Annotated in this window: 10 protein-coding genes; 4 read left to right on the forward strand and 6 right to left on the reverse strand. The window is 55.0% G+C overall.

What is annotated here, in order from left to right; translation table 11 throughout:
- Nucleotides 1-9: 9 nt before the first annotated feature.
- Nucleotides 10-393 (forward strand): PAS domain-containing protein, encoded by a 384-nt coding sequence (locus KJ970_19180; GenBank protein MBU2693044.1) that lies wholly within the window; start codon nucleotides 10-12, stop codon nucleotides 391-393.
- The gene (locus KJ970_19185; GenBank protein ID MBU2693045.1) at nucleotides 309-2,558 is read left to right on the forward strand and encodes a PAS domain S-box protein; all 2,250 of its coding nucleotides are present in this window, start codon (nucleotides 309-311) and stop codon (nucleotides 2,556-2,558) included. The genes KJ970_19180 and KJ970_19185 overlap by 85 nt, the downstream gene beginning before the upstream one ends.
- A gap of 104 nt (nucleotides 2,559-2,662) precedes the next feature.
- Here the strand turns inward: KJ970_19185 and KJ970_19190 are convergent, their stop codons facing one another.
- From KJ970_19190 to KJ970_19205, 4 genes are all read right to left on the reverse strand, one after another.
- Nucleotides 2,663-3,412 (reverse strand): SH3 domain-containing protein, encoded by a 750-nt coding sequence (locus tag KJ970_19190; protein MBU2693046.1) that lies wholly within the window; start codon nucleotides 3,410-3,412, stop codon nucleotides 2,663-2,665.
- A gap of 109 nt (nucleotides 3,413-3,521) precedes the next feature.
- On the reverse strand, nucleotides 3,522-4,529 hold the full coding sequence (locus KJ970_19195) for a hypothetical protein (protein MBU2693047.1): 1,008 nt from the start codon (nucleotides 4,527-4,529) through the stop codon (nucleotides 3,522-3,524).
- Between the two features lie 73 nt (nucleotides 4,530-4,602).
- Nucleotides 4,603-7,623, reverse strand: a complete 3,021-nt coding sequence (locus KJ970_19200; protein ID MBU2693048.1) for a protein kinase — start codon at nucleotides 7,621-7,623, stop codon at nucleotides 4,603-4,605.
- A 13-nt stretch (nucleotides 7,624-7,636) separates the two neighbouring features.
- Nucleotides 7,637-8,113 (reverse strand): VCBS repeat-containing protein, encoded by a 477-nt coding sequence (locus KJ970_19205; protein MBU2693049.1) that lies wholly within the window; start codon nucleotides 8,111-8,113, stop codon nucleotides 7,637-7,639.
- 273 nt (nucleotides 8,114-8,386) lie between these two features.
- Here KJ970_19205 and KJ970_19210 point away from each other — a divergent pair, with 273 nt between their 5' ends.
- Nucleotides 8,387-8,824, forward strand: coding sequence for a hypothetical protein (locus KJ970_19210; GenBank protein MBU2693050.1), 438 nt, complete (start codon nucleotides 8,387-8,389; stop codon nucleotides 8,822-8,824).
- Between the two features lie 49 nt (nucleotides 8,825-8,873).
- Here the strand turns inward: KJ970_19210 and KJ970_19215 are convergent, their stop codons facing one another.
- Complete coding sequence (locus KJ970_19215) at nucleotides 8,874-9,938, reverse strand: formylglycine-generating enzyme family protein (protein ID MBU2693051.1); 1,065 nt, start codon at nucleotides 9,936-9,938, stop codon at nucleotides 8,874-8,876.
- A gap of 252 nt (nucleotides 9,939-10,190) precedes the next feature.
- On the opposite strand from KJ970_19215, the gene KJ970_19220 reads away from it, so the two are divergent.
- Nucleotides 10,191-11,813 carry a PDZ domain-containing protein gene (locus tag KJ970_19220; GenBank protein ID MBU2693052.1) on the forward strand — a complete coding sequence of 541 codons (1,623 nt, stop codon included), beginning with the start codon at nucleotides 10,191-10,193 and terminating at the stop codon, nucleotides 11,811-11,813.
- Nucleotides 11,814-11,901: 88 nt separating this feature from the next.
- Here KJ970_19220 and KJ970_19225 read toward each other — a convergent pair whose 3' ends face one another.
- Entirely contained in the window at nucleotides 11,902-12,408 is a 507-nt protein-coding gene (locus KJ970_19225; protein ID MBU2693053.1) for a hypothetical protein, read from the reverse strand.
- Nucleotide 12,409: the final 1 nt, after the last annotated feature.

The following is a 12,409-nucleotide window of genomic DNA, read 5'->3' on the forward strand; positions in this document are numbered from 1 at the left end:
GACCCTGATATGCATGGGAGTGCTTCCGAATCCCGGCCGCGCCTGGAGGATGGGGAATTGCTTTGGCAACCGTTTGCCGATGCGTCCCCTGTCGGCTTCATGCTTTGCGATGCCGAGCTTCGTATCCTCTACGCCAATACCACGATTCTTGAGAATCTGAAGGTAATCCGTCTATCCGACTTGACCGGCACATCGCTTCAACAGATCGCGCCGAATGCCGCCCCAGAAGGACGGATTGAAGCCTACAACCGGGTGATAGTGACAGGGGAACCGATAACGATTGACGATGCCATGAGGAATTCAAAGCATTGTTTGAGGCGTCACCCCTGGGAATCGGGATTGCGGATGCACGGGAACGAATCCTTTACCATAATCCGGCATTTTCTTCGATGATGGGATACACGGCGGCGGAGTTTCGCCGGCGCACCCTCAAGGATCTCACCCACCCTGACTATCTCGGGCAGCAAATGAAGCTCCATCAGGAGTTGATGGAAGGCAAACGCGAGTCGTATCAGTTCCAAACAAAGAATATTCACAAACATGGGCATGATGTGTACCTCTCTGTCCATGTCACGCCGTTGCGGGATCAGGAAGGGAAAATTAGCCGACTCATAATTATGGCCGAAAATATCACGGATCGCCTGAAATTCGAAAAGGAACTTCGCGATTCGAATGCTTATCTCAAGAGCATCTATGAAGGATCGGATATCGGAGTTTTTGTTGTCGATGTTGTCGGCGATGGTGAGTACAGATATATCGGCATTAGTCCTGTCCATGAAAAGCTAATGCAGCTCAAAAATGAGGATGTCGCCGGAAAGTCACCGGATGATCTAAAATTTCACCTTGGAGAAGAAATCCCAGACTATATCAAAAACGTTTATAATAAATGTGTAAGGAACAAAATTGCCATCGAATCTGAGTTTTTCGGCATCATAGAAGGCAAGGGCGACTGGTGGCTCAATAGGGTGACCCCGCTCATCAATGACGAGGGAAATGTTTACCGGCTTATCGGGACGGGGATTATAATTACCGAACGCAAGATTGCAGAAAAGGCCTTACAGGCAAGCGAACTAAAATTCAGGAACTATGTCAATCATGCTCCCGATGGGATTGTGGTAATGAATAGGATCGGCAATATTGTCGAAATTAATGATGCTGCCGTGACGATCACCGGCTATACACGATCCGATCTACTGAAGATGAATATCATGGATTTTCACGCGGAAGACGAAAGGAAAGAATTCCAAAACCTCTTCCATGAACTGCTTGTGACGGGGAAAATGAACGGCGAGGTGACTTTTCGCCGGAAGAACGGCGGCCTGGGTATGGCGATTATCAGCGCCGTCAGGCTGAGCGATGATAGTTTTCTTAGTTTTATAAGTGACATCACGGAAATGAAACGGCTGCAGAATCTGGAAGCCCGGGCCGAGAAACTCGAATTGGCGGGAACGATCGCCGGTCAGATCGCGCATGATTTCAACAATCTCTTGGGTCCAATAATGGGTTACCCGGAACTCATCCATGAGGAATTGCCGAAGGATCACCCCGCCCACGCATATCTTGAGATCATTGAATCCGCCGCGCATAAAATCGCCAATATCAATCAAGATCTTCTGACGATGAGCCGGCGGGGGCATTATAGCCAGGAAGTGCTGGATCTAAATCTGTTGGTTAAGCAGGCGGCTGCTGAAATGGAAGCATCTTACGACAAAGTAACCGTGGAAACCGAACTTTATGATGGATTGATGTATATTAAGGGTGGCAGTGCACAAATCAATCGCATGCTCGGCAATCTTCTAAATAATGCCTGCGATGCCATGGAGGGTGCTGGCAAGATATACCTCAAGACGGAAAATTACTATGCTGATGTAGCAAGAGTTGGATATTCACGTCTGCCGAAAGGTGAGTACGTCAAATTAACAGTCAGAGACAGCGGATGTGGGATTCCAAATGAGATTCTTCAGAAGATATTTGACCCTTTCTTCACAACCAAATCGGCTGATAGAAGGCGGGGTTCAGGATTGGGACTCAGCGTGGTCGATGCCGTGGTTAAGGATCATGACGGATATATTGATATCGAGAGCATGATCAATGAGGGAACATCCTTCACCATTTATTTGCCGATTACGAGGGAGAATATAAAAGATGATTCTCACGAGGAATTGATCGGAGGCACGGAATCGATGCTGATCGTCGATGACGACGAGATCCAACGAAAAGTGTGCGGCAAACTGTTACAGAATTTGGGCTACCAGGTCAGCGCTGTTGCGAGCGGTGAGGAAGCTGTTGAATTTCTCAAAAATAACCCGCAGGACCTGGTCATTCTAGACATGATTATGCCCGGAGGGTTGGATGGCGCCCAAACATTTCAGCGGCTGCGAGAGATCAATCCGAAACAGCGGACGATTATTATTTCGGGATTTTCAGAATCGGAAAAAGTCCGCAGAGCCCAGCGCCTGGGCGCCGGCGCTTTTGCCGGCAAACCGCTGACAAAGCGAAAATTGGCCGCCGTTGTCAGGAACGAACTCGATGACAGTCGTGGTTTAATGAAGGATTGAGTCAACCCCAGCATTTTGCTTCAGATCGCAACAGACACTCCCATCCGCCTCTGGCGACAAATTCCGTGACAGGAAAGCATCGGGCCCCCGGAGGGATCGCTGTATCATAAATTCACATGAATCAGCTCAAGCCGGACAGAGCGCTGAGTGGCATTGTACGTCAACGACGGATTGTCAAAGGTTCGGCGGGCGGAGGCGTCGTTCTTTTCTCCGCGGCCCAGCACGAACTGCTGCAGGATGAACAAGCCCAGACAAGCTCCGCCGGCAATGGCATACATCTGCGCGGTGCTATCGAAATCCTCCGCCTCGGCAAATTTCTCATCGGCGGCCGTAAGATCGCCATCGTTAAAGAGAACCTTATACTCATCGTAGGCATCGTTACCCTTCGACCATTCGGTATAGGCCAAACCGCCCAATGCGACGCCACCGAGGAGACATCCCCACTTAAAGATCTTTCCCAAAGCCGATCCGCCGGATGCGCCGGATGAGTTATCAACGCCGACTTCGATCATCGGCGGGGTTACCGGCGGGGTCGTGATCGGGGGAGGAGGTTCCGTAGGTTGCGGTGGTGCGAGACTCTTTAGATACTTTGAAGCGCACCAGCCGGTGGCGCCATCCACAAGACGGACTTGCGCCCATCCGTCCCGCACCGCAAGCACGATGACGACCGTTCCCTGGGGAGCCGAATGAATCACCGCATCGCTGGTGCTGGGACCGCTGCGGATGTTGAGGCTGCGGGCTGTAACCTCAGCGGTGCCGAGGAGATCGGTATCATCTTGAGCAAAGACCGCGAGCGGAGACAGGCCTTCTGTTAGGAGGAGTAGCACACAAATGACGGATATCTTCCTACGCATGATATTTCAAGCCCCCTTGTCCTGATTTTGCGGATGGGTGCGGTGCCGGCAGCCAGCCGCCGCTGACACAGCATACTCTACAATATTATCGGTATAAAGGGTAGGGGAATCAAGGCCGGTATTCCTCCATGAATTCCGGCGGGATTGTAATCGCAAACCGGCAACGTTCAGCGCCGCTGAGAACGCACTCCAACAATTCCACCTCGACATCCTGCTCAAAAATGACATCGAATCGAAGCTTTTCATATCCGGCGGAGCAATGGCACCAGACCGACGGGATCTCTTTTCCCGGCTCAAGCAGGGATGAACGCGCCATGGGACAGTGGCAGGCAAGATACCGTTTCTTATCCGGATCCTTCTCATCGAGCCAAGCATCGGGATTATAAGGGATTTTGGAGAGAGTGATCTTGTTCCCCTTGCGCACACCGGCTTGGATTTCGGGGTTATCCCGGACGAAGGCGACGACCTGCGGCGTAATTATTTGTTCATACCAGACTTGTCCTGAATCGGCATGGTCCTGCAGCGTTGCCACCAGACGCGCATGATGGTCGGCGAGATAGGCATCTATTGAAGGCGCTTCCATGAACCGTTTCCTCGCCTCTGTGAAGGATTCAACGGGAATATCGTGGACATTCGCCGTGAGTGCCCTTTTGCATTGATCTTCCGGAAGTTCCTCGCGCAAGCGTTTTACGATTCGCCGCGTGACATCGAGAATCGCCTCCGGGGGAGAACCAGCGGGTGGGATCGCGGCATTTTCAAAAACCCGCTTTCGTATTTCCGGTCCCGCGACCCTTTCTGCATGTTCCGCCAAATTATGTACAATGCCTGCGATTCCAAGGATTCCCGTGAAGTATATATAGACATCGGTTTTATCGGTAAGATAGCTATAACGGGCGAGGGCAAGGAGCGTTTCTTCGGAATTCAGCGATTGCTCCACCAGCTTGGATAAATAGGTTTTCATTTCCGCGACCGATGAAACATCATATGTGCAATCGATTCCATCGAGGTAAGACATATAATGCATCATCGCCTGAACAGCCATGCCGGCCTGCTCCTCCGAGAAGCCGCGCTTTTTGTAGTAATCCGTCAATAGGGTTGTCTTCACCGTATTGGGCATGGGTCACCTCTATGATGGACAGGCCGGCGCATTCAGGAAAGGGAGCCGGCACGGCAACTCGCGTGTTTAAGATCTAGCTTGTTTCACTCCAACCCCGTTTCAGTTCCCGGGCCTCCTGCGCCGGCGCAAATGATGAATCCGCATCAGCCCAGATTTCAAGAACGCGGTTCAGGTTCTCAAGGGCTGGGACCCGGCGGCCCATGGCCTCGTTCGTCAATGCCATCTCGAGGAGGGTGAGGGGATGGTAAGGAGCTCTTTTCAGAGCGACCTCCAACGCGGCGCCCGCCTCCTTGAATTTGCCCATTTTGCGATAGCAGCGTCCCAAATCGCGATAGGGCGCCACACCCGCGGGCGAGATCTCAATGCGGCGCCGGAAGAAATCGCTGGCCTCATCGAAGTTACCCTGTTTCTCCCGGATCCTCCCCATAGCTTCCATCCATTTGAAACGGAGGAGTTCTAAATTCATCGCTTTGATAATCGTTTCCAGCTCGTCCGCGGCTGCTTCAGCGGATGTCAGATCGCCGAGCTCCGGATAGACCTCCAGCGGACCTAAAAGAACGAGAGTTCTGTAGGGTAGGGGCGCGTTGGCTTTCATTTTATCCAGCCATTCGATGGACTGTTCCCGCCGGCCCGCCTTGGCCAACTGCCGGGCAAGGTCGATTTGAGTCAGAAGAATCCAGAGTGTCGAGGCGGATGTCCCCACTGCGTCGAGACCCTCTATGCAGATACCGGCGGCTTTGTTGTTTTGCCCTCTTAGTTCGTAATAGTCGGCCAATTCCATCGTTGCGCTCAATCGTTCGTCCGGGCTCAACGGCTCGGTGAGAATCGACTGTACAATAGTGGGCCACGCCGTCAGGTTGCCGAGATCATACTCGCATTTGGCCAGGGCGGCCCGGATATCGGGATCCTGGGGTGTCATGATCTGGGCGCGTTCGATAGTGCGCTTCGCCTCTGCATGTTCGCCGAGCGCCTGCAGAAGCTCTCCAAGGGCCAACAGGGCCTTGGAATCATCGGGATGCCGTTCAACGTATTTTTCAAAATATCCACGGGCGGATTCATATTTGCCCGTGCGCTGCAATTCCTCGCCGGTCTGGAGAAGATACTGCGGACTGTCAGGCTCCAATTCGAGGAGTTTCTGCATCGTCGCAATAACCTGATCCGTCTCACCGCGCGCCCGATGCAGATTGATGAGAATTTCAAGAGGCCGGATGTCGTACGGATAGAGATCCCGCCACATCTGAATGACCGCCATCATCTTGTCGATTTCGTTTTGATTCTGGAAGTAGACGGCTTTTACGGCGAATTGAAGTCCTTCGGGAATGCGGCTGATATGAGTCATAAGAGAATTGATAACACCGGCCGTGCGCGCGGGAGTTCCCTGATTGGAATATTGATAAATGTAAAAGAGGCTCCAGTAAGCCAAAGCACAGGCCGGATCGGCTTCAACGGCTTTTTCGAGGTATTCAGCGGCTCTATCAAGATCCCCATCGATATCGCGGGTCATTGTGGCGCGGCTGATCCATTCAAGGGCGGTCATGGAATTCGTAGCGATAGCGACAAGCGGCAAATCAGGCCATTCCTGAAGGTGCGATTCCGGAACCCCAAGATCTCTGCGCAGGCGCAGACTCATCTGATCCATCAGAGCGAAAAAGTCGGTACCGGCAAGATGAAAATCCGTCTGAAGCCGCCCGCTTTTAATATTATACAATTCAACGTCCATCCAAAAACTATCCGCGGCCGCGCCGACACGCCCCGCCACAAAGTGGGAGCAGCTGGAGGCCTTCGCTACCTGCCGCTTGAGGTGAAGGGGCGTCCCAAGCACCTTCGGATATCCGGCCTTCTTGGCCTCCTCCGCGTATTTGGATGATCCCAAAAGGTCGATCAGGGGATCGATGTGAAGATAATAATCCTGCATGAGATCCCAGCAGAGCAAATCCGAGACGGCGAAGGAAAGCCAAACATCAGTCGAATCACTATGGTCGACTTCAAAGGGAAAGATGCCGATACGTTTTCGATTTTCAGCGGTCGGCACTTCGCGCCGGATCTGATGACCTTCTTCGTCTTGAACGCTGACGGTCATTGTTTTCGCCCGCGAGAGAAGGCCGAAGGCAAAAAGTATAATCAGGACCGCCGCCAGGGCGCCGGCGATGCCGAGCGGCAAGGCCCATTTCCTGCGGGGATGCCATCGTGATGATGGGACACCGGGCACGGTCTGCACCTGTGACGGTGAGGAGAGGGCCTCTTTCACATTACTGAGGGCGAATTCCACTGCCGCGGCGCCGGGGTAGCGATCTTCCGGCCGCTTTTGGAGGCAGCGCTGCAGAACCTCTATGAAGCCGAAGGGGAGGTCGCTGCGCGCGCCGTCCAGTGGTTCGGGCTCCTTGTGCAGGACGCCATGCAGGACATCCACGATGCTCTCGCCCAAGAAAGGGGCTTTGCCGGAGGCCATCGCATGGAGAATGCAGCCGAGGCTGAATTGGTCGGATCGATGATCGGCGAGGCCGCCGCGGGCCTGCTCGGGGGACATAAAACCGGGAGTGCCGAGGATCATCCCGGGTTGGGTGTATGAAGCCGCTATCGTGGCGGCCTCATCCGCGGTATCGGCCGGTGCGGCGCCTCTGGATTCCTGCTGCCGTGCGAGGCCGAAATCGAGGATCTTGACCCGTCCGTCAGGGGTGATGATGACATTACCCGGCTTGAGATCCCGATGTACAATTCCCGCGGGATGAGCCGCCGCCAATCCCTTCGCCAGCTGAATCCCGATATCCAGGAGCTCTCTCACCGGCAAGGCGCCGCGCGCTGACAGGATTGAATCCAAGCTCTGCCCTACGACATATTCCATGGCGATGAAGTCGCGGCCCTGATCGGTGCCGATCTCGTAAATCGTAATAATATTCGGATGATTCAGGGCGGATGCCGATTGGGCCTCGGTGAGAAAACGCTGCCGGTAGATCGGATCCTGGCTGTACTTGTCGGATAAGACCTTGACAGCCACGTCGCGCTTCAAGCGTTCATCACGGCAGAGATAGACGACACCCATGCCCCCCTGGCCCAGAGTTTTCAGCACTTTGTAGTGAGATATCATTTCCGGCACGTCGAGGTCTCCCTTAAATGGCTGGCGTAGAACCGAGGGCACTATAACAGGTGATTGGGGGCGGGGGTAGGGAGATCGCTTTGGATATCTCCACCTTGCCAAAAAAGCCGGGGGCCGCGGCGGCCGGCGGGTCGGGAAGGGTGATCGTCCATGAGGTGTTGTGGTTTGTATTACCCAGTCGCACAATACGGCGGTAGCCGCAGGCAAGATCCGCCATGGCGGAGCATATCTCGCTTCCGCTGGGGGTATTTGCCGTGCTTCCGTCATTACGATAAACATTTGTGAAACCCACCGGATTCGACCGGCCGGTCAGCGCAATGTCCAGATCGCCGTCGTTATCGTAATCACCCCACGCCACCGAGCTGAGGTAGACACCCTCAAGCCCTGCGCCGATGTCGGTGAAGGTGATGGATGCCTGCGATGGAACAGCCAGGGTCAGAAGAAGGAGACTTACAGCGACGACCAAATGATGCGGCCTGAGCGGCGGCATGCCCAACCTCCTTGGTGTAGAGAATCAAATCACATCTTTTCAAGATCAATTTGAACACCAATGGATAAACTTTGAATCGCCTCTAGTACATGATGTTCGGCCCTCATGCCCCCTCAGGCATCCCTCGTGTGCCCCTTATGTACTCCTAATATGCCCCCAATATCCTCCTCATCCGGCCCCAAAATTCTTGCCCTTGTCATCTTCTTCCTGAACTTCTCATCTCTCTGACCGACAATTCGCTGGATTTGAGCCGGGGGCGGGCGGAAAATGAGAATTATGAATGGCATTGAACGGTTTAAACCGGCGGTATCAAAAGGCGTCCTCATTTTTCTCGCTGGAACGGCGTGGATGGGTGTCGGGCTCTTGCTCATGGCTTTTGCCCTGACATGGCTGTCCGCGATCAGCCGGCAGACCGCCCTCATATTTCTTGGTATCGGTCTCCTCATCGCCATCCCGGTTGCACGATTCGGTCTTTCACGGATCGCGGAGAAGAATCTAAAGCGGATCCTCCCGATGGAGGATAGAAGATGTCTCTTCGCCTTCATGACCTGGAAGAGCTATACAATCATCTTGATCATGGTCGGGATGGGGATAACACTGCGGCATTCCGCCATCCCAAAACCCTATCTTGCTATCTTCTATTCCGGGATGGGAATGGCGCTTATTCTATCAAGCATGAAATACCTGAGAAGCCTATCCGGAAGGGTATAATCCACCCGGGTCACCATCAACTATGGACAGGCCGGACCGGATCCGGTCTTTATGGAGTCACCGTTTTTACGGTACGAAATCCGGCTTGGAAAATCTGGTAGGTCGGCAGACCATACTGCCGGAGGGCACATGCCAAGGAGCCACTCATGGTATTCCACGAGCCGCCGCGCAGCACCCGGCCGTCGCCGCTGGTCGGTCCCGGCGGGTTGATCAACGGCGTCGTGCCGAGATCGCATACGAACCAATCGTTGCACCACTCGAGGACATTTCCCGCCAAGTCAAAAATTTCCAGCGATGCCGGGGCGGCGGGATAATTGCCGACGGGGGCGGTCCATCCGACGCAGAAAGATTGACTGCCGGTGCGGTAGTTGGCCCGGGTGCAATCCGGCGCCTCATTTCCCCACGGATAGATCCGCTCATCGTCATATTGCTCCGCATATTCCTGTTCGGCATTCGTCGGCAGCCGAAATCCCTGGGCGCCGTACGGATAACCACCATTGCAGGTCCAGTTGCCGCTGTGCTCGTAGGCTCGCGGGTAACCCGCCTGCAAGCTCAACCAATCGCAATAACGCGCGGCGCCATACCAGGTCACCATGATGACCGGATGAACTGAGGGGTCATATCCGCCCGGGTAGGCGTTCTGAGCCTCGCTTGATGGGGATTCCCGCAAGTAGAAGGTTCCTGCACTGAACTGTATTTCGCAGGCCGCCTGATCAAGATCCAACAGCTCCACGCTGCTTCCATCGAGATTGTCCAGCACCGCGGAGGCCGTCGTCGTCACATACCCATTGTTATAGGCCCACTGCAGCGCTTCCATATATTCTTGGTTGGTCACCTCGGTTTGATCCATTAAGAAGTCGTGTGTCAGTGTCACTTGCAGCTGATCTATACCGCAGTAGGAGACACCATCGCCCATGATAAAGACCCCCGCCGGTACAAGGACCATGCCGGGGATCGGAATATCCGAATCGGTGAATGTCATACTGTCGATATCCGCCACATTGTATTCATCAACGGTCGCGCCACTGTGGATCTGCATCTTCCACTCACCATGGCCGGCTGCCGCACTCAGAGCCAAACCCAAACCCAGTATCACGCAGATACGCCGTTTCATTGTTGTCTCTCCTATTGTGATTCGCTGCCATCAGGAGTGTATCCTACTGTCGTCGTTGGCATTATAGCATCCGCCCGCGGTGTGGGCAAGCGGTTGGTTCGATCCCCGAAATCCGGTCCCGGGGCGGAAATCGCGATGACCCTTGAACGATCCCGGCGCATCCCGCGTTATGAATGACGGATGTCTCCTCGCGGCGGCCGCGGGTGATCGAGGCCGTCCATCCTGATCCGCCTTGTACAATGGGAGGATTCCATGCCACGCCTTATCCTTCAGATCCTGATACTGATAGCCTTAGCCTTGACCCTGATCGCGCATGGCACAGCCGCCGCCACCATCGCCGAGCGTGAAGAGCAGATCATCGCCGGCCGGCCCCTGATCCTTTACGGTGCGGCGGAAACCGGGCAAGAAGCCCAAGCCGTCCAAGCCAGTTACAGACTCGAGGAGCAAATCGATATCCCAACCATCCCCGCCATCGAAGCATCCCAAGAACAGCGCGCCGGCCACGACATCCTCGCCTTCGGGACACCGGAAACGAACACCTTTATTGCACAATGTTTGGAGAGATTACCCATCCGCCTGACGGACCAGGCTGTCACAATTGGAGACAGCGTGTATGCCGGGAGCGATATCCGACTCGTCGCGGCGCTTCCTAATCCACTGAATCCGGAACGGGAGTGCATCATCTACACAGCTCAGGATGAGTCGCTCATCCCGGGGATCTTCTTCGGTGTCGGCGCGAGCCATGGCGAAGGCGATTTCCTGGCCTACCGCAAATCGGACGGCGTCTACTATCAAGAGGACCGGCTGGCGCTGGGGAGTTTCATCCGCACGCCAAAGGGGCTCGAGTTGGGGGAGACACACTATTGGAGCAAGCCGCCGCGTGCCCTGCGCCGCATCACGGAGGGGCATGTCGCCATTCACTACGATTCGCTCAGTCCCGCTGAAGCGAGGAGTCTCGCGCGTTATGTGAACACGCTGCGCACCATCGCCGATGAGGAGTACGGGATTCCGATGCCGCCGCGGCTTGACCTGTACATTTACTATGCCCCGACGCCGGAGACGCGCATCAGCATCTTCACCGACGCGTGGAACACATTCTGGGTCAAGATGCGCACGCCGAAGGAGGAGTTTCTCGCAAAGCCGATGGTGCCCGTCGCCTTCGCGCATGAAGTCGCTCGCATCGTTTTTCAACCGGTCAACAGCGATCCCGAAAAGAGGGGACCGAATCGTTACTATAACGATGATTGGAGCCACTATTTCCAGTACACGGTCCTGGTCCCCGAGGTCTATCGCCGGCTGGGGGATGAGGGATGGCCCGTTCCCAACGACTACCATGCGCTTTGGGGCGCTGAGCGGTTCGCGAACCTTTATCAGGGGGCGGATGATACCTACGCCAGCCTGATGCGCCGCATCGATCGCGAGTTCGGGCGGGAAGTGATCAGCGCGACGGTGAACCGTGAGACAGCGCATGGCGTGCGGCGGCTCATTGAAATCGAGGGCTTCATGCGAACGCTGGGTGAAGCGACAGGCGACCCGGAGATGATGCGCTTGGTCGCCGCGGCCGTTCCCACCTCGCTGGAGTCATCGCTTAATCGGCGGATCGAACCGCTTGGCTTTCATCCGCGGTTGGAGGAGATGTTCGACTCCCATACCTTCGTCATCGACTCGGTGACGGTGGGGAGTCCGGCGGATACCCTTGGTCTTCGGGCAGGCGATCGGATCGTGAGCCTTAACGGATTCGAAATGGAGAATGCCAAGGGACAGGCCCATCGCAGCATCCTGGCAGCCTACCAAAATGACGGATGGGTGGAGGTGGAGGCGCTTCGGGGAGAGGCGCGCATTAGGGGGCGGTTGAAACTGGTCAATCGCTTGTAGGCATCGGTTCTTTTGCCTAAGGGCAGAATGCGATGCAACCTCAAGCGGTGGAATTCTCCATTAGCGGGCCCAAGATCCCGACGGAGCGCTAACGATACATCGCCTTTATTGTTCCCCAGCGTGTGCTCATGGGCTCGGGTTCCTGTCCCTCTCCCGGCGCCGACGCCGATTCAAGGCATCCTTCGGTATTCTGCAGCGCGACGACCGGCTCGTATCCCTGTCCCACATCGGGAACATCGATTTGTAGAACACGCTCTGTCCAGTCGTCGGCTTCAATGTCAAACCAGCGGTAGAGCAGATTCCACGGACCGGGGGGAACCTCTTCCAGTGTCACGCTCAGATTGAAACAGCAAAGGCAATAACACATCGACAGGCTGTGTTCTTCGACCATGATGGTGGCATCACCCACGGAAACATCGTAGGTAATCGGATCCGGGCAGCAATTGATCAAATCGGACAGATGCTGAATAGTGACCCGGCCGCCATCAATTTCCGCCAAAATTTCATCCGCGTCCCAGCACCAGAACTCATCATGAGCCCCGGCCGCAACAGACGACACAACACAGAGAGCCAGAATCAGTAAGAGAGTGCGCATC

The organism is Candidatus Eisenbacteria bacterium, assembly GCA_018831195.1.
Taxonomy (GTDB): domain Bacteria; phylum Eisenbacteria; class RBG-16-71-46; order CAIMUX01; family JAHJDP01; genus JAHJDP01.